The sequence below is a fragment of the Variovorax sp. LjRoot290 genome (genome assembly GCF_964253985.1).
Classification (GTDB): domain Bacteria; phylum Pseudomonadota; class Gammaproteobacteria; order Burkholderiales; family Burkholderiaceae_C; genus Variovorax.
Genome location: NZ_CAXURW020000002.1, coordinates 302,229 through 320,327 on the forward strand (window position 1 = coordinate 302,229; position 18,099 = coordinate 320,327).

Genomic DNA, 18,099 nt, shown 5'->3' on the forward strand with positions numbered 1-18,099 from the left:
CATGAAAGTTTCAATTCTGGGCGCCGGCGCCGGCGGCGCCGCGGCCGTCGCCGAGCTCACGCAGGCCGGCCATGACGTGGTTCTGTGGAACCGATCCTCCGAAACGCTCGCGCCCTTTCAGGCACTCCAGGGCGTTCGCCACGACGGCGTGCTCGGCACGGGAATCGCACGTCCGCGCCTGATCACCGCCGACCTCAAGGCCGCGATCGAAGGCGCCGATGTTGCGGTCGTGACGCTTCCGACCTTCTCCCACGCGCCGGTCGCTCGTGCGCTGGCCGCTGCAGGCTGGCCCGTGAACCGGCCGGTCGTGCTGAACCCGGGCCACACCGGCGGTGCGCTGGAGTTCGCCCATGCCTGGCGCGAAGTGCGGGCCGACCTGCCGCCGATCGCCGAGTTCTCCACCCTGACCTACGTGGCGCGCAAGTACCAGGCGGACAGCGTGACCGTCACCGGACGTGCACGCCAGGTGCGTGCGGCCGCATTGCCGGGCGGGGATGCGGCATTGGCCGCCGCCTGCGCGCTGTTCCCGGGGGCCTCGCCCGTCGGTGACGTGCTCGCCTCCGCGCTCGCCAACGCCAATCTGGTTCTTCATCCGCCAGGCGCGGTGCTCGCGGCCGCGTGGGTCGAGGCGACGCAAGGCGATTTCACCTTCTACGTCCAGGCCATGACGCCCGGCGTGTCGCGCACGATGCGCGCTCTCGACGACGAACGGCTCGCGGTCGCCGCCGCCTTTGGCCATCAGCTGCCCAACCTGATCGAGGAAATGAAGCTGATCGGAACGGTCGAGTCCTCGGTCGACAACACGCAGGACTTCATGGCCGCGATCGCGGGCGGCGAGGCGAACAAGCGCATCAAGGGCCCCGACTCGCTCCAGCACCGGTATTACCGCGAGGACTTCGGGCATGGCCTGCTGCCGTTCCTGGAAATAGCGGCCATCGCCGGCGTCGCCACGCCGGTAGCGCGATCGCTCTTCACGCTGGCGCAAGCGCTGGTCGGCATCGACTACGTCAAGGGCGGGCGCACCGCTGAGGCGATGGGGATCGAAGGAATGTCCAGAAACGAACTTCTACAACATGTGAGGCAGCCATGAACTGGGATCAAGTCGTCATCGCGATCGTCGGCGGCGATCGCCGAGAACAGGAGATCGCTCGCTGCGCGGTGGCCGCGGGGGCGCAGGTGCGTGCCTACGGCTTCCCGTGGCCCGAACAGGGCATCGCAGGGGTTCGGCATACGGCCAATGCGCGCGAAGCTCTGGAAGGTGCCGATATCGCGCTCTTCCCGATTCCCGGCATCGCGCCCGACGGCGCGCTGTTCGCGCCCCAGTGCGCGCAACGCATCATTCCCGACAGCGCGATGCTCGGCGGCATGCGCCGCCCCGGCCACATCGTCCTGGGCTGGGCCGACGCCAAGCTCAAGGCGCACTGCGAGGCCATCGGCATCACGCTGCACGAGTACGAGTGGGACGAGGATCTGATGCTGCTGCGCGGGCCGGCGATCGTCGAAGGAATGCTCAAGGTGCTGATCGAGAACACCGACATCACGATACACAAGGCCAAGGTGTGCCTGGTGGGGCAGGGCACCATCGGGTCATTGGTCACGCACACCTTGCTGGCGCTCGGCGCGCGCGTCCACGTCGCGGCGCGCAATGCCGTGCAGCGCGCCGCGGCGCATGCCGCCGGCGCCGAGTCGCACGAGCTGCCAGCGCTGGCGGACGTGCTGCCCGACACGGACATCGTGATTGCGAGCGTGCCGGCGCGCGTGCTCGGGCGCGAGCTGCTCGAGAAGCTGCCCCCGCACGCCCTGCTGGTCGATCTGGCCGCGCCTCCAGGGGGCATCGACCGCGATGCAGCGCAGGAACTGGGCCTCAAGTTCGTCTGGGCGCGCGGTCTCGGCGCGCGAGCACCCATCACCGTGGGCCGCAGCCAATGGAGTGGCGTGCGACGCCGCATCGACGACATCCTGAAGGGAATCCAATGAGCCAAGCCGACCTGGTGATTCGCAACGCACGCGTGGTGCGGCACGACGGAGAGTTTCACGGCGGTGTGGCCGTGAAGGACGGAAAGATCATCCTGACGGGCGCCGACAGCGCCCTGCCCAGGGGCCATCGCGAGATCGACGCCGGTGGCCGCGTGCTGATGCCGGGCCTCATCGACCCGCACTGCCACCTCGGGGTCAAGTACCCCTATGCCGAAGACATGCGCACGGAGATGGCCGCCGCGGCTTCGGGCGGCGTGACCACGGCGCTGCTGTATATCCGCAACCTGAAGCCTTCCTATCTGCCGTTCTACGAGGAGCGCAAGGCGGTCGGCGAAGAGAACTCGATCATCGACTTCGGGTTCCACTTCGGCATTCAGCGCGAGGAGCACATCGCGGAGATCCCCGAAATCGTCGCCAAGACCGGGGTGCGCTCGTTCAAGTGCTACTTCGGCTACGAGCCCGACAACCCGATCGGCATCGTTCCCGCGACCGACGGCTGGGTGTACGCAGCGATGCGCATCCTGGCGAAGATTCCCGGCGGCGTGATCAACGTCCACTGCGAGAACACGCAGATCGCTTCGTGGCTCAAGAACGAGATCAAGGCGACGGGTCGGCAGGACCTGGGCGCCTACACCGAATCACGCCCCGCCTTCTGCGAGGTCGAGACGATCCGCCGCATGATCTTCCTGGCCGAGCGCACGGGTTGCTCGCTGCACCTGGTCCACACGTCGGTCGGCATGGGGCCGGTGCTCGCCGCCGAGGCGCAGGCCCGCGGCGTGCACGTCACGGTCGAGACCTGCCAGCACTACCTCACGCGCACGGCCTACGACAGCGACCTCGACATGCGCGCGAAGATCTCACCACCGCTGCGCGACAAGGAGGAGCAGGAGGGCCTCTGGCGTGGCGTCCTGAACGGCTCCGTCTACAGCCTCGGCACCGATCACGTCCCCTTCCTGCCGAAGAAGCTGGAAGACCTCTGGAGCGAACTGCCGGGCGTGGTCTCCTTCCCCTGGGAACTTTCGCTGATGCTGCACTTTGGCGTTCACCAGCGTGGCCTGCCGCTTTCACGGCTGGTGCAGCTCAATTCCGCCAATCCTGCGCGCCGCTTCGGCCTCTGGCCGCGCAAGGGCAACATCGAGGTCGGCTTCGATGCCGACATGGTGCTGGTCGACCTCGACGAGGAGCGCACGGTCAAGCACACCGGAAAGGGCACCTGCATCTACGAGGGCTGGAAGCTCAAGGGCTGGCCCGTGCTCACCGTGGCCCGAGGCGCGGTCCTCTACGAGAACGGGGCGATCGACGAGAGCCACTTCGGGCGAGGACGCTGCCTCTCCGTTCCCGCCTCGTGACCGCAGAACATGGAAACCGGACTTGACACGCCGATGAGGGGCAGCGCTGCGCCGGCCGCGCGCAGCCTGGGCGAGCGCATCGACGCGCTGCACGCCGCGGCGCGCGACCTCGCGCAGCGCCCGCAGCGCCTGCGACGGGAGCGCCTGTCCGGCATGCACAACCCCTGGGGCCACGGGTCCGCGCTGGTCGATCCCTGGCTGCTGCTGGACCTCTGCGAAGACCCCGAGATCCTGGACGGCGTGGAAGCCCTCATCGGTCCCGACATCGTCCTGTGGGACACCGAGCTGTACCTGGAGGCCGCGGCCTACCAGCGCTTTGTCGGTGAAGGTCGGGAGGGCCGCTACTGGCCGGCGATGCCGCTGCAGGGCGCGGTGGTGCTGGTGCCGGCGGCCAGTGCCGCGCGGCCCCCGACCTGCATGGACCTTGCACAGATGGCACGCGAGGGCTTGCCGGCGCTGGATCCGCTGTCGCCGCTCTATGTGCTGCGCTACATGCCGGCGACGAGCCACTTCGTGCGCGACGGCCGCGCGCTCGCCAACTGGGTGGCGATGGAGGAGCAGCCACTCATCAACTACACAACCCGTCCGCTCTGGCTGATGCGTGGCGAGGATCGGGCCGGCAGTGATTTCGTCACGGGCTTTTCGCCGCCGGTGCCTCGCTGGGCCGGCAACCAACCTAAGGAGAAATGACATGCCATTCGTGATCGTCGAAATGTGGCAGGGCCGCACCGTCGAGCAGAAGCGCAACCTGGTCAAGGCCATCACGCAGGCCATGGTCGACCATGCGGGCTGCAAGCCCGACCACCTGCACGTGGTGATCCACGACACGCCCAAGGACAGTTGGGGACGCGACGGCGTGCTCGGCATCGACATGAAGGAAAACTGATGACACTCGACACTCTCGATCCGCGCAGCTCGGCCCTGTTAGTCATCGACCTGCAGAACGCATTCATCCATGACAAGGGCACCCTCGGCATCTCGGGCGTTGACACGAAGCGCCTCTCGGCGATCGTGCCGACGCTCGCCGAGCTGATCCCGCGCTGCCAGGCCGCGGGCATCCCGGTGATCTGGACCGTGCAGGAACACTTCGCGGTCGATGCGAGCCGCGCCCGCAAGAAGCTGGCCGGCCACACTTCACGGCGCAAGCAGGTCTCCGCGCTCGCGGGGACCTGGGACGAGGAGATCGTCGAGGAGCTCAAGCCGCTCGCCGCCGTCAATCCGGCCTACGTGATCCGCAAGCACCGCTTCGGCGCCTTCTACGAGACGCGCCTGGAGATGATGCTGAAGATGCTTGGAACCCGGACCCTGTTCGTGGCCGGCACCACCACGAACGCCTGCGTGGAGACCAGCATCCGCGAGGCCTACCTGCGCGACTACGACGTGGTGGCGCTCGACGATTGCATCTCCGGCGTCAAAGGCGAATGGGAAGCGACCGCCAAGCAGGTCTGGAAGCAGTACTTCTGCGAGATCTCCGATTCGAAGGAGATGCGCGCATGGATCGATGCGCAGTCGGCCCCCCGCACGCTCGGTTTCGGCCACATGCTGCTGATGGTGCAGGATGTACCGCGTTCGGTGGGCTTCTATGTCGACCAGCTCGGCTTCTCGGTTCGACCGGCGAAGCCGCTCGCGGACGGCAGGCCGTTCACCGCCTTCCATCAAGGCGTGGCCGTCGTGGGCGGGCGTGCGCCGTCGCACCGGCAGATCGACCACATCGCCTTCGAAGTCAACGACGTGCGCGCGCTGCGCGACAAGCTGAAGAAATCCGATGTCGAGTTCCAGCAGGACCTGCATGACGGACCCTACGGGCTCACGATCTACGTGACCGATCCCGACGGCACGCGCGTCGAGCTGTACCAGGTGGGCGCGACCGCCTGAGCGGTCGCCAGCATACGCCCGCAGGCGCGGGCTCCTTCCGCCAGGCGATGCACGGCCATGAGGGCCGTGCATCGCCGTGTCTGATTACAACTCCAGGGGAACATCCCATGCTGATAGGCGTGCCGGCCGAAACTGCGCCAGGCGAAACCCGTGTGGCCGTCACTGCGGAGACGGCCAAGAAACTCGTTGCACAGGGCCACACCGTGCGCATCCAGTCCGGCGCCGGCGTGGTGGCCAGCGTCACCGATGCGGCCTACCAGGCCGCCGGCGCCGAGATCACGGACGCGGCGGGCGCCTTCGGCGCCGACATCGTGCTCAAGGTGCGCGCGCCGAGCGATGCCGAGGCGGCGCTCATGAAGCCCGGCACCGTCGTCATCGGCATGCTCAATCCCTTCGATGCCGCCGGCCTGCCAAGGCTCGCGACGGCCGGCCTCACCGGCTTCGTACTCGAGGCCGCGCCGCGCACCACGCGCGCGCAGAGCATGGACGTGCTGTCGAGCCAGGCCAACATCGCCGGCTACAAGGCCGTGCTGATAGCGGCGACTGGCAGGCCTGTACGAGCGTGCGCCGAAAAATGGCCGGAAGGGCCGCGTTTGGACTTTAAGCTGACCTACCCGGCACGAACGATAGGGGTAAGGACGAGTTGAGCCTCCACAAAATCCCGGGCGATTCAGGACCAAACTCACGCGCTCACTCACGTGAAATGTCGACGTCTTTCGTCTCTGGCAAAAAGAAAATGCCAACAGCCAAAGCCACCGATGCGATTACAACGGGGTACCAGAGTCCGGCGAACATTGACCTTGCCCCCGAAAAACGTATCCCTTGCTGAGTGTTTCAATACAAGCAAGGAGAGTCGAAATGACGAAGACGGCAAGAGCGCGCTACACGCTCGAATTCAAGCAGGAAGCGGTGCGCCTGGTCGAGGGCGGCCAGAGCATCGCGGCGGCAGCGCGCACCTTGGGCGTGGTCGAGCAGACGTTGTTCAACTGGGTCAAGGCCCAGCGCCAGGGCAAGCTCACCGGCGCTGACAGCAAGGCGGTGAGCGCCGAACAGATGGAGATCAGCCGGCTGCGTGCCGAGCTGGCGCGCGTGAAGATGGAGCGCGATATCCTGGAAAACGGCCCACGCGGCTCGCCGCGCCCCAGATGGATAGAAACACGCAACGGTCCTAGACTGCGATTGCGTTGGACAGAGGCCGCTCGCTTTTTGGAGACATTCATCCCGTCGGAAAACATGGCCCAGGGGAAGCTGCGGACCCAGCTGTGGTGGCACCTTGCGTGACCCCGTTTAGGAAATTGATCTGATCCGAGTCCCCGTCCGGCGTGCTCAACCGATAGGAGGTGATCATGGCAAGACGATCCATCAAGCCGGCGGGCCTTCCCGTTATTCATGACCGCGCTGCGGGCATCGACATCGGCTCGCGATTCCATGTGGTCGGTGTCGCGCCCGAGTTGTGTGAGGAGGCCGTGCAGACGTTCCAGGCTTTTACCGGTGACATCGAGCGAATGGCAGATTGGCTGATGTCGATTGGCATCGAGACCGTGGCCATGGAATCCACCGGCGTGTATTGGGTGCCCGTGTACGAGATATTGCAGAGTCGGGGCATCGAAGTCATCGTCGCCAATGCCCGTGAGGCTCGTGCGGTACCTGGCCGCAAAAGTGACGTCAACGATGCGCAGTGGCTGCAGCGGCTGCATGCCTGTGGCCTGCTTCGCCCGAGCTTCCGGCCCGAACGCGACATCGCTGCGTTGAGGGCTTACCTGCGGCTGCGCGAGAGTCATCTTGACTACGCCGCCGCTCACATCCAGCACATGCAGAAGGCGCTGACCCTGATGAATCTGCAGCTGCACCATGTGGTCTGCGACGTGACTGGCGTAACAGGAATGAAGATCGTCCGTGCCATCGTCAATGGCCAACGCAATCCAGACGTGCTCGCGACGATGCGAGACGTGCGCTGCAAGGCCAGCATGGCGACTGTGCGCGCCGCGCTGGTTGGGAACTACCAACCCGAGCACGTCTTCGCGTTGACGCAGGCGTTGACCCTGTACGACTTCTACCAACTGCGCCTTAGCGAATGCGATGCGCAGATCGAACGCACGCTGGTCGTGTTGAACGCCGACAAGCAGGACCCCGTCGAGCCGCTGCCCAAACCACGGCACAAGACAGTCCAGCCCAATGCCGTGAGCTTCGATACCCGAGGACCGCTGTATCAGCTCACAGGCGTGGACTTGACTCAGATTCACGGTATCGGGCCCTACTTGGCACTGCGCTTGATCGCTGAGTGCGGGACTGACCTGAGCAGGTGGCCGACGGCCAAGCACTTCACGTCGTGGTTGACCTTGGCGCCAGGCTGCAAAATCAGCGGTGGCAAGGTGCTGTCCGCGCACACGCGCAAGACGACCAACCGGGTGAGTGCGCACCTGCGACTCGCCGCCGTCACCGTCGGTCGAACCAACACCGCGCTGGGCGCGTTCTATCGACGTCTGGCGGCGCGCGTTGGCAAGGCCAAGGCCGTAACCGCGACCGCGCGCAAGATCGCGGTGCTCTTTTACAACGCCATGCGGTTCGGCATCCGTTACCAGGACCCCGGTGCAGACCACTACGAGCGCCGATACCGGGAACGGGTCGTCAAGCAGCTGCATCGCCGCGCCGCAGAATTCGGCTTCACCCTCCAAGAGGCAGCAACGCAGAGTGTTTCTTAGGAAAGCCACGGCGTACTTCGCGAAAGCGCAGCGGTGAAGTACGCCTTCGTCCAACGCCACCGACGAGTGTGGCCGATCTCGGTGCAATGCCGAGTGCTGCGAATCAGTTTGACGGGATATCACGAGCACTTCGTGCGCAAGGCCAGCGGCGCGCAGCGCCGTCATCTGAGCGACGATGCCTTGCTGGTGCACATCAAGGCCATCCATGCCGAGACACGTGGCGGCTACGGGTGGCCGCGCATGTGGAAAGAGCTTCTCGCACGTGGCATCCGCGTGGGCAAGGACCGGATTCAAAAGCTGATGCAACGCCACGGCATCCGCGCCAAGGGCAAGCGGCGCTTCAAGGTCACCACCGACAGTCGCCACGACCTGCCGATCTCGCCCAACCTGCTGAACCGCGGGTTCACCGTGAGTGAGCCCGACAAGGTCTGGGCGGGCGACATCACCTACATCGCCACCGACGAGGGCTGGCTGTTCCTGGCGGTGGTCATCGATCTGTTCAGCCGCCAGGTGGTGGGTTGGTCGCTGCGAGATGACATGACGCGCGAGCTCGTGATCGATGCGCTGCGCATGGCGTGGTTCAAGCGTCATCCTGGCAAGCAGGCAGGATTGATCTTCCACAGCGACCGTGGCAGCCAGTACGCCAGCCACGACTTCAGGGATGTGCTCAAGGAGTACGGCATCACCAGCTCGATGAGTCGCAAAGGAAACTGCTGGGACAACGCCTGCAGCGAAACTCTGTTCGGGTCATTGAAGGTGGAGCGGCTGCACGGACAACGCTTCGAAACCAAGCGCGAGGCCAAGGATGAAACCGTTGCGTGGCTGCTCTGGTACAACCGCAATCGACTTCACTCGACGCTGGCTTACATCAGCCCGATGCAGTTCGAGCAGGATTGGTTTGCAAATCAACCAAAGCAAGCCAACTTATGAGCTCAGCTATGGGATACGGATTCCAGGGGCAAGGTCACATGTCTCCAAAACGATCGCGAGGGCGCTTGCGGGAAGCAGTCCACCGAACCAACCATTCCCCACGTGATACGGCACGCTCATCGACGTGTAGCGGATGCGTGTAGGGAACAGTTCGATGAGAGTTGCTGCCATGGGGCCTAGATCATGGCGGCATAGATCACCAGGGGGGCGAGGATCGCTACGATGACCGGCTTGTTCATCTTGTTCGGATCCGCCTTGAGAGGATATCCGCTGCGCGACAGGGCAGTCGCTACATCTTTCTTGAAAGCGATCTAGCGGCCTTTGAGGTCCTCCGGCCAAACGCTAGCGGGACTGTACGACTCGATAATTTGATCTCCAACTGTTATCTTGGCTACCCCCGTCGACGCCACCGTGTCATAGCTCACAGAGTTGGCCGAGAGAAGCTGCTTGGCGATGTCGCATGACTTGGTGAATTTCGAAATACCCGTCATGTTGAATTGCACGGAGCAATCAGCTGGATCCGCAGTGACTGTCACACGGGATGCTGCTTGAGCTGCAGCGAGGTCAGGGTTTGCCGCTGCCGTCAGAGCCTTGAACAGCGGGAATATGGTGAGTACAGCCAGCAGAAAGCCGGCCATGATGATGGGCTTGCGACCGATCTTGTCGGACAGGGCGCCGAAGAAAATGAAGAACGGCGTACCGATTGCCAGGGCAATAGCCACCAGAATGCTTGCCGTCGTGCCATCAACCTTCAGCGGACCAAGCAAAAAGAAGAGCGCGTAAAACTGACCGGTGTACCAAATCACCGATTGCCCCATCACCAGCCCGAACAGCGCGATCAACACGAGCTTCAGATTGCCCCACTGGCCAAACGCTTCAGACAGAGGTGCCTTGGACGTGCGGCCTTCGGCTTTCATTTTCTGAAAGGTCGGAGACTCCCTCAGGCTGAGCCGAATCCAGACCGACACGGCAAGGAGCAAGATAGACGCAAGGAACGGAATGCGCCATCCGTAGCGCAGATGGGGGTGGCGTTGCACCACGCCAATGTCGATTCCATCGAGCAGCCAGTGCAGCTGTTCCACTGTCAGCGTGGGAACCACCTCGGCCGAGGGCCAGATGAACTTGTCCTCCTCGAGACGCTTCATCAGAAGCCAGAAGCCGTTGCGCTCCCACCCCAGGATCTTCACCCGATTGCGCCGGCGGTTGCTGAACACGTATGCGCACGAGGCGAAGGGGTCCAGGCCAAGGGCTTGCTCCACCAGCACTGCCAGGCCGTTGATGCTCAGGCGGAAGTCCACCGGCTCGCGGTGCAGGTACACCTTCAGCCCCTCGTCGAGGCGGAACATGGCAGTCGGCTCGACATCTGCACCAGAGTCGGTAGCTGTTGCCTGTGTCATCACCATGCCAATACCACCGATTAGGCGCGCACATAGTGAGCCGACGCTCCGATATCAAGAAGCTGACCGACAGCGCAATCATCGACTTAAGGTCCGACGCGCGTTAGAACTTTCTCTTGAATCACGGATCATCAAGCGCGTCCGATGGGCGGACACGACCCATGCGCTTCGAAAAGAAGGTCGTAGGCGAAACGCTATACCTGTTGTCAGTCCCGACGCCGAGACAGAGCCAATGCGAGCTTGCCTGAGGCAGTTGCAATACGGCCTCTGCAAAAAAATGCACGCGGGCCCTGCAAGAAAGACTGGTCGCAGGTGCTCGAATTGCACCATCATTTCGCCATGGCCTTACGCAACTGCACACTCCACCGACGATGCACGCTTTTGGTTTACTTCGGCGCGCTGGTGCTGAGCCTCACGTCTGCGAGCGCTGCCGCGCAAGCTGCATCTGCGCAGCGGCTTCGCGTCGTCGGCGGACTCGCCAGCGTGAGTCAATACACGCGGCACGAGGAGCCCTTCTGGAACCAGGAGCTGGCCCGCCTGAGCGGCGGCAAGTACAGCGCAAGCATCGTTCCGTTCAACCAGGCCGGGGTTCCCGGGCCGGAAATGCTCAACCTCATGAAGCTGGGGGTGGTTCCGTTCGGCACGGCGCTGCTGAGCCAGATCTCCAACGACCATGCCGAGCTGGGGGCGCCGGACCTGGCGGGCCTGAATGCGGACATGCCATCGCTGCGGCGTGTCGTCAGTGTATTCCGACCGTATCTGGAGAGCACCTTGCGCGAACGTCACGACGTGGAGCTGCTCGCGATCTACGTCTATCCAGCGCAGGTCGTCTTCTGCAAGCAGCAGATGAAGCATCTGACTGACCTGGCGGGCCGGCGCATCCGCGTCTCGGGTGCCGCGCAAGCCGATTTCGTCCGGGCGCTGAACGGCACGCCGGTCTTCACCGAGTTCTCAGAGCTAATGTCCAACATGAACTCGGGCAACACGGACTGCGCGATCACCGGCGCGATGTCGGGCAACACCCTGGGGCTGCATCGCGTCACGAGCTCTATCTACACGATGCCCATCAACTGGGGGCTTGCGATTTTCGGCGCGAACAAGGATGCCTGGAATGCGCTGCCGACGGAACTGAAGACGCTGTTGCGACGCGAGCTTCCGAAGCTCGAAGCCGCTGTGTGGACCGAGTCGGCGCGCGAGACCAGTGAGGGCGTGGCGTGCAACACCGGTGCCGCCGCATGCACACCCGACAGGAGAGGCGCGATGGTCGAGGCGCGCCCCTCCGCAGAAGATCAACAGCGCGGGAGGGAGATCTTCGCGACGAAGGTATTGGCCAAGTGGCTGCAGCGCTGTGGCTCCCTCTGCGCGCAGGTATGGACCCAGACCGTCGGACCGGCGACGGGAATCAAGGCGCCGGCACAGTGAACAGGCGCCTGCCTCGCCGCACCACCGCATTCATCTACGGTGTGGCGACGCTGTTTCTCCTCGGGATCCTTGCGAGCGCCACCATCATGACATGGGAAATGCGCAAGAAGGCGATGTCCGACAGCGAGCGCCTGGCGATGCGATTCGTGAGCGGATCGGAAGCCGCGCTCAATCGCGGCCTGCTCAGCATCGACATGCTCCTCGCCGTCCAGGGACAGTTTCTGCAGTCGTCCACTGCAGCAACAGTGGCAACGAACGCGCTGAGACCCGACGCCTTGCAGCTGCTGGATGCGGTCGTGCGCCAGAACCTGCTGGTGCGGCACATTGCTCTTCTGCGGCCGGACGGCGCCGTGCTGTCGTCATCCGATCGACGGCGAGACAAGCTGACGGTGCAAGTGCCCCCTGAGTTCCTGGAGCGCGTTGCGGCACAGTCCGTCTCGACGCTGGACATCAGCACGCCGACGATCAGTCAGTTCAGCTCGCAGCAGGTGCTTTACTTTGCCCGCAGCATGCGGCTGTCCGACGGGAGCACGATCGTGGCCGTGGCCGAAGTGCCGACTTCCCTGCTGACCACGATCCTTACGCAGGGTGCTGACATCAAGGGGCTGCAGGTCACGCTGGAGCGCAATGCCGGGCCGTTGCTGGCCAGCGTGCCTGCGCACGACGATCGCTCGGGTCGCGCCATCCTGCCGGCACTGAGCGAGCAGACCAGCGACGGACGCGCCATGCGAATGGCCGCGCGCCTCAGCGGCGAGCAGGCCATTGTTGTTGCACGTCCCACGCTGCACCGGAACCTGCTGATCGTCGCGAGCATCCCCCTCAGTTTTGTGCTGGAAGACTGGCGCGCGCAGCGCTCGTTCATCCTGGGAACGGCGCTGAGCTTTGCGCTGATGATCCTGCTGGTCAGCTGCTTCGCCCACATCCAACTGCGGCGCCTGTGGCGCTCCAGCGCTCAGCTTGTGCGCTCGAAATCAACATTGGACCAGGCGCTGGAGTCCATGGTGGATGGCTTCGTGCTGCTCGATGCGCAGGATCACATCGTGACCTGGAACCGGCGCTTCCTGAAAATCTTTCCCTGGGCCGAGGCGACGATCGCTTCGGGCCTGCCATTTCAGTGCGTCATCGACCAGACGGCCGCGCGCCTGGGCCGTGGGGGTCCCGAGAGCCAGCGCCACGCAGAGGGCCGCGCGGAGTCGGCTCTGGCCGGCGGGACGCAGGACGAAGAGGAGATCGTCCTGCCCGGCGGCCAGATCATCGTCTGCATCAGAAGCCGCACACCCGACGGCGGGCTCGTGTGCGTGTATCGCGACGTCACCGAGAAAAGGCGGCATACCGCCGCCATCGTGGAAAGCAAGGCGCAGTTGCAGGCGACGCTGGACGCGTTGCCAGATCTGCTGCTGGAGGCCGGGCTGGATGGGCGTTGCCATCTGTTCCATGCGCCGCGCGCCGCGCCCTCCGTCGTCGACGCCCAGGACCCCGTCGGCAGGCTGCTGAGCGAGTTCCTGCCCGCGCAGGGCGCGGCGGAGGTGATGGCAGCGCTTCACGAAGCCCATACGGTGGGCTTTTCTCGAGGCCGCCAGTTCGAGCGTCCCGCCGCGCAGGGAGCGACATGGTTCGAGATTTCGGTGTCGCGCAAGTACCTTGACGAGGAGGAGGAACCGCGCTTCATCGTCATCCTGCGCAACATCACCGATACCAAGCTGGCAGCCCGGGAGATCGAGCACCTGGCGTTCTATGACGTTCTCACGGGCCTGCCCAATCGTCGGCTCTTGCTGAATCGGCTGGAGGGGGCCATCGACGCCAATGCACGACATGGCCGGCACGGCGCCCTGCTGTTCCTGGATCTGGACAACTTCAAGCTGGTCAACGACGCCCATGGCCACGAGACGGGCAACGTCCTGCTCAAGCATGTGGCGACGCGGCTCAACGCCAATACGCGCAATGGCGACACGCTTGCGCGGCTCGGCGGCGACGAGTTCGTGATGATGCTGCAAAGCCTCGGCGAGGACCCGGACGTGGCGTTGCGGCAGACCGCGGGTGTCGGCGAGGCGATGCTCGCCGAACTCAGTCAACCCTATCTCCTTGGCGCCCACCAGTACCACGGCACCTGCAGCATGGGGGTCACGCTCTTCGATGGCCAGCAGCAGTCGCTCGAAGCACTGCTGAAGCAGGCCGACATTGCCATGTACTACGCCAAGACTGCCGGCGGAAACGCCATGCGCTTCTTCGAGGCACCGATGCAGGCCACGATCACGGCTCGCGCGACGCTCGAGCGCGAGTTGCGCTCCGCGCTCGCGGGTGATCAGTTCCTGCTGCACTACCAGTCCCAGGTGACCTCGAGCGGTCAGATCACGAGCGCGGAGGTCCTGCTGCGCTGGCAGCACCCGACGCGAGGCATGGTGCCGCCCTTCAATTTCATCGACCTGGCCGAAGAGACCGGGTTGATCGTGCCTTTGGGTTTGTGGGTCCTGGAGGCAGCATGCGAGCAGCTGGAACGCTGGAGTCATCATCCCAGTCGGCGAGACTTGGGGCTGGCCGTCAACGTCAGTGCGCGGCAGTTTCGGGAAAGCGATTTCGTGCAGAAGGTCCGGGAGGTGCTCAGCCGGACGGGCGCCGACCCGACACGACTCAAGCTCGAACTGACCGAAAGCCTCGTACACGACAACGTGACGGACACCATCGAGAAGATGAAGTCGCTCGCTGCGATGGGCATCCGCTTCTCGCTGGACGATTTCGGCACGGGCTATTCGTCACTTTCCTACATGACGCAGCTTCCGCTGAACCAGATCAAGATCGACAAGTCCTTCGTCCAGAACATCGGCATCGATCCCAAGGTCGAATCGATCATCCAGACCATCATCGGCATGGCGCGCAACCTAGAGCTGGAGGTCGTGGCGGAAGGCGTTGAAACGCGACAGCAACTCGGCTTTCTCGAGAAGCATCGCTGCACGCTATTCCAGGGCTATCTGTTCAGCAAGCCGGTGCCACTGCCGGAATTCGAAGCCCAGCTCGACCTCGAGATGGTGGGATGAACTCAGACCGCCGCGGGCCGATTTGCAACAGGAGCCGCTTCGGCCGCTGGGGCGGTCGAAGCCGGTCAACCAGGAGCGCCGGAGTGCAGGAGCTCGGACCTTGATGCTACTTTGCGTATGGATCCGGAACCATCGTAGGGCACTCGACGGGACCCATGCCTGGGTGTCATGGCCTTTGTGGTCGCAGGAGCCCCTGCAAGCCGCGCAGATCGAGGAAGGTCTCGCGCGGGACGCGATGGCGCGATGGCGCGCTGGCCGCCGTGCCGCAACGCGCGCATCACCATGAAACTTCCCCGTGTAAGAACATGCGCATCAGCCTGAACACGCGCCTCAGCCTCGGCGTCGCTGCGGTGGTACTCGCAGCCACGCTGGCGGTTGCCACGGTCGCATTGCACCTGGTCAAGTTCAGCAGGCAGTCGTCGATTGCGAACGAGCAGTTCGCCCGCGTCACTGCGATCGCCGACGCGGTGGACCAGAAGTTCGTCAGCCGCCGAACGCTGCTGAAGACCCTCGCCGATAGCACGAGGTCGCATGCCTTCGCCGATCCCGAGGCCTTGCAGGCTTTTCTCGGAGAGCACGCATCGCTGCGGGAAGCCTTCGCCAATGTCGCGTTCTTCGACACCGACGGCCGGCTGGTCGCAAGCCTCAACGCCTCGCCTCATATGGGACAGGTGAGCATCGCGGATCGGACGTACTTCAAGGAAACCGTCGCATCCAAGGCGGGCAGGATTTCGCAGCCGTACAGCAACCGCCTCAACGGCCAAGCTCAGGTTGCAATCACGCAGCCGGTGCTCGACCGCGCCGGGCAATTGCAGTTCGTGATATCCGGCGCAATCAACCTGGGAGAGCGCAACTTCCTGGGCGAGCTTGCAGACATCAAGTTCGGCGCCGCCGGCTACCTTTTCATCATCACCACCGACGGCATCGTGATCGACCATCCTCGCAAGTCGCTCATCCTGACGCAGTTCAACGCCGATGGCGGCGAGGACAGCGAGACCGACCAGGCGCTCGCCGGCTTCGAGGGCACGGCCGAAGGGTCCAACCGGGCAGGCCTGCGGGGCCTCTATTCGTTCAAGCGCATCCAGCAGACCCCCTGGATCGTCGGCGCCATGTATCCGCGCAGCGAAGCCTTCGCGCCGATCGAAGCCGTCGCGCGGGTCGCATGGGCCGGCGCGCTCACCCTCTCCTTGCTCGCAGGGGCACTCGGACTGGCCTTCGTGCGGCAGCACCTCAGGCCCCTGGCCGAACTGCACCTGCACATGCGCGTGGCGCAAGACGATCACGTGTCGGCCTCGCGTGCGCCGCCCACCTATGCCCATGACGAGATCGGCGATCTGGCCCGCACCTTCGACCAGCTGATGCAGCAGCAGCGCGCCGGCGAGGCACGGCTGTGCACCATCACGGACAACATTCCGGCGCTGGTCTCGCATGTGGACGCTTCCCTGCACTACACCTTCGTCAACGCGCAGATCAGGGCACTGCACGGCAACGAAGGGCTGATCGGAAGATCGGTGGCCGAGGTGCGGGGCGCGGAGGAATTTGCCGTCGTCGAGCCTCACTACCGCCGCGCACTCGCGGGGGAGACGGTCGTCTTCGAAAAGAACGGGGACCCGGCACGCGGCCTCGGCGATCGGACCCACAAAACGCACTTCATCCCCGACCGGGACACGGGGGGGACGGTCCAGGGCATCTTCGCGATGACCTTCGACATCACGGATGAAGTCAACGCCCAGAAGGCGCTAGGTCTGCAGGAGAAGCGGCTGCGAGACATCACCGACAGCATCCCTGCGCTGGTCGGGTACTTCGATCGCGGGGAGAATTTCCTCTACGGCAACAGCCGGGCGCGGCAGATGGCGGATCTTGGCGATGGAACGCCCGGCGGCGTGACCCTGCGTTCTTCCGTGGGCGATGCGGTATACGCGCAACACGAGCCACACCTCCCCAGCGTTCTTGCTGGAAAGCCCGTGCGTTTCCCGGTGCATGCCCCGCTGCGCGGCAAGGACGGCTACTTCCAGGTCAACCTGATCCCGGACAAGGACCCGGAGGGAAGGGTGTTGGGCTTCTACCTGATGACCTTCAACATCACGGCACTGAAGGAGGCGGAACTGCGGGTGATTGAAAGCGAGAAGCGCCTGCGCACGATCACGGACAACATGCCGGCGCTGATCACCTACATCGACCGCGACCAGAAGATCACCTTCGCCAATGGCACCTACCGGGAATGGCTCGGTGTGGAACCCTCCACCCTGGTGGGCAAGCACATCCAAGACATCGCCGGCCCCGATCTCTATCTCGTGCGCAAGGCGACGATCGAGCGGGCCTTGGCGGGCGAGCGGGTCGAGTTCGAGGCCGAGACCAAGCGCGGGGATTTCGATCGCATCACGCACGTCATCTACGTGCCGGACATCGGCGCAGACGGGAAAACCCACGGCATCTTCTCGCTCAGCCTCGACATCACGGCGCTCAAACAGGTGGAGCGCAAGCTGATCGAGCTTGCCCGCGTGGACACGCTCACCGGCCTTCCGAACCGGCTTGCTTTCAACGAATACCTGTCCAACACGATCGCGCGCGCCAGGCGTACCGGCAGCGCGCTCGCCCTGATGTTCCTCGACGTGGACCGCTTCAAGTCCATCAACGACACGCTCGGGCACGCGAGCGGCGACGAGGTGCTAACGGAATTTGCAAGACGCCTGCATGAGAGCGTGCGAAGCTCGGACATGGTGGCGCGCCTGGCGGGCGACGAATTCGTGATCGTGCTCGAGGACATCAACTCGGAGGATGCTGCGGCGCTGATAGCAGGCAAGATCGTCGAGGGAATTCGCGAGCCGGCGTTCCAGGTCGACGGCCAGCTGCTGGAGGTCACAAGCAGCATCGGGGTTGCCTTCAGCCGCCCTGGCGAGGGCCCGATCACGGCGGCAGAGTTGCTGGCACAAGCCGACGCCGCGCTCTACAACGCCAAGGCGGCGGGGCGCGATCGCTTCGCAATGGCTCGCAGTGCCGCGCATGCGACTTAGACCGGCAAGGCACGAGATGCTGGGACTTTTCGCTCTTGCCGCATGGAGCATACGCTGATGATCGCTCGGTTCCCTCCACGGACGGTGCGGCAATTGGGCTTTGATCTCCAGGAGCGTCGAAGCAGCGAGGGCGATGCGAATCCCGGGAACGTACCTGGCAGCGGGGCTACCAGAGTGGCAGGCGAGCGTTGGCCATGGCGGGAGCCTGTCCGGGGTGATCTCGGTTTTCATGCACTTTGTGGCGCCCCGGTTCCGCAGCCCTGCCGGGAAGCGCAGAATTCCGGTGCTTCGTCGCTGGCTACCCTGGCCCGGAGCCAGAACCGCAAGAGACCCCCGTGTCCAGCTACCACCTGCGTTTCGTCGGCGCCGACCGGCTTCCTCGGACCCTGTCCGAGTTCGAT

General features: G+C 64.4%; 10 protein-coding genes and 5 pseudogenes. 13 read left to right on the forward strand and 2 right to left on the reverse strand.

Features of this window, described 5'->3' with window-relative positions; genetic code table 11:
• Window position 1: 1 nt before the first annotated feature.
• The 10 genes and pseudogenes from ACSQ9A_RS30335 to ACSQ9A_RS30380 all read left to right on the forward strand — a co-directional run.
• The gene (locus ACSQ9A_RS30335; RefSeq protein ID WP_436306621.1) at window positions 2–1,090 is read left to right on the forward strand and encodes an NAD/NADP octopine/nopaline dehydrogenase family protein; all 1,089 of its coding nucleotides are present in this window, start codon (window positions 2–4) and stop codon (window positions 1,088–1,090) included.
• Window positions 1,087–1,977 (forward strand): dipicolinate synthase subunit DpsA, encoded by an 891-nt coding sequence (locus ACSQ9A_RS30340; RefSeq protein WP_436306622.1) that lies wholly within the window; start codon window positions 1,087–1,089, stop codon window positions 1,975–1,977. Before ACSQ9A_RS30335 ends, ACSQ9A_RS30340 begins: the two co-directional genes overlap by 4 nt.
• The gene (locus tag ACSQ9A_RS30345; protein ID WP_436306623.1) at window positions 1,974–3,326 is read left to right on the forward strand and encodes a dihydroorotase; all 1,353 of its coding nucleotides are present in this window, start codon (window positions 1,974–1,976) and stop codon (window positions 3,324–3,326) included. Before ACSQ9A_RS30340 ends, ACSQ9A_RS30345 begins: the two co-directional genes overlap by 4 nt.
• 9 nt (window positions 3,327–3,335) lie before the next feature.
• Window positions 3,336–4,016 (forward strand): hypothetical protein, encoded by a 681-nt coding sequence (locus ACSQ9A_RS30350; RefSeq protein WP_436306624.1) that lies wholly within the window; start codon window positions 3,336–3,338, stop codon window positions 4,014–4,016.
• A gap of 1 nt (window position 4,017) precedes the next feature.
• Window positions 4,018–4,212 (forward strand): 2-hydroxymuconate tautomerase, encoded by a 195-nt coding sequence (locus tag ACSQ9A_RS30355; protein ID WP_309974565.1) that lies wholly within the window; start codon window positions 4,018–4,020, stop codon window positions 4,210–4,212.
• Window positions 4,212–5,201 carry an isochorismatase family protein gene (locus tag ACSQ9A_RS30360; RefSeq protein WP_436306625.1) on the forward strand — a complete coding sequence of 330 codons (990 nt, stop codon included), beginning with the start codon at window positions 4,212–4,214 and terminating at the stop codon, window positions 5,199–5,201. The genes ACSQ9A_RS30355 and ACSQ9A_RS30360 overlap by 1 nt, the downstream gene beginning before the upstream one ends.
• A 107-nt stretch (window positions 5,202–5,308) precedes the next feature.
• Window positions 5,309–5,743 (forward strand): annotated as a pseudogene (locus tag ACSQ9A_RS30365) (NAD(P)(+) transhydrogenase (Re/Si-specific) subunit alpha); the annotation flags it as partial.
• Between the two features lie 316 nt (window positions 5,744–6,059).
• A pseudogene (locus ACSQ9A_RS30370) lies at window positions 6,060–6,317 on the forward strand (transposase); the annotation flags it as partial.
• 230 nt (window positions 6,318–6,547) lie between these two features.
• On the forward strand, window positions 6,548–7,903 hold the full coding sequence (locus ACSQ9A_RS30375) for an IS110 family transposase (protein ID WP_436306626.1): 1,356 nt from the start codon (window positions 6,548–6,550) through the stop codon (window positions 7,901–7,903).
• A pseudogene (locus ACSQ9A_RS30380) lies at window positions 7,904–8,833 on the forward strand (IS3 family transposase); the annotation flags it as partial.
• Window positions 8,834–8,842: 9 nt separating this feature from the next.
• Here the strand turns inward: ACSQ9A_RS30380 and ACSQ9A_RS30385 are convergent.
• Window positions 8,843–9,846, reverse strand: a pseudogene (locus ACSQ9A_RS30385) (MFS transporter); the annotation flags it as partial.
• 33 nt (window positions 9,847–9,879) lie between these two features.
• Window positions 9,880–10,236: pseudogene (tnpB, locus tag ACSQ9A_RS30390) on the reverse strand (IS66 family insertion sequence element accessory protein TnpB); the annotation flags it as partial.
• 306 nt (window positions 10,237–10,542) lie between these two features.
• Here tnpB and ACSQ9A_RS30395 point away from each other — a divergent pair.
• From ACSQ9A_RS30395 to ACSQ9A_RS30405, 3 genes are all read left to right on the forward strand, one after another.
• Entirely contained in the window at window positions 10,543–11,652 is a 1,110-nt protein-coding gene (locus tag ACSQ9A_RS30395) for a TRAP transporter substrate-binding protein (protein WP_436306627.1), read from the forward strand.
• Complete coding sequence (locus tag ACSQ9A_RS30400) at window positions 11,649–14,684, forward strand: bifunctional diguanylate cyclase/phosphodiesterase (RefSeq protein WP_436306628.1); 3,036 nt, start codon at window positions 11,649–11,651, stop codon at window positions 14,682–14,684. The genes ACSQ9A_RS30395 and ACSQ9A_RS30400 overlap by 4 nt, the downstream gene beginning before the upstream one ends.
• Window positions 14,685–14,989: 305 nt before the next feature.
• On the forward strand, window positions 14,990–17,698 hold the full coding sequence (locus tag ACSQ9A_RS30405; protein ID WP_436306629.1) for a diguanylate cyclase domain-containing protein: 2,709 nt from the start codon (window positions 14,990–14,992) through the stop codon (window positions 17,696–17,698).
• The last annotated feature ends 401 nt before the right edge of the window (window positions 17,699–18,099 follow it).

Bases quoted from the DNA above. Each gene is read 5' to 3' on its own strand.
- ACSQ9A_RS30335 (WP_436306621.1), top strand. From the start codon at position 2: ATGAAAGTTTCAATTCTGGGCGCCGGCGCCGGCGGCGCCGCGGCCGTC.
- ACSQ9A_RS30340 (WP_436306622.1), top strand. From the start codon at position 1,087: ATGAACTGGGATCAAGTCGTCATCGCGATCGTCGGCGGCGATCGCCGA.
- ACSQ9A_RS30345 (WP_436306623.1), top strand. From the start codon at position 1,974: ATGAGCCAAGCCGACCTGGTGATTCGCAACGCACGCGTGGTGCGGCAC.
- ACSQ9A_RS30350 (WP_436306624.1), top strand. From the start codon at position 3,336: ATGGAAACCGGACTTGACACGCCGATGAGGGGCAGCGCTGCGCCGGCC.
- ACSQ9A_RS30355 (WP_309974565.1), top strand. From the start codon at position 4,018: ATGCCATTCGTGATCGTCGAAATGTGGCAGGGCCGCACCGTCGAGCAG.
- ACSQ9A_RS30360 (WP_436306625.1), top strand. From the start codon at position 4,212: ATGACACTCGACACTCTCGATCCGCGCAGCTCGGCCCTGTTAGTCATC.
- ACSQ9A_RS30375 (WP_436306626.1), top strand. From the start codon at position 6,548: ATGGCAAGACGATCCATCAAGCCGGCGGGCCTTCCCGTTATTCATGAC.
- ACSQ9A_RS30405 (WP_436306629.1), top strand. From the start codon at position 14,990: ATGCGCATCAGCCTGAACACGCGCCTCAGCCTCGGCGTCGCTGCGGTG.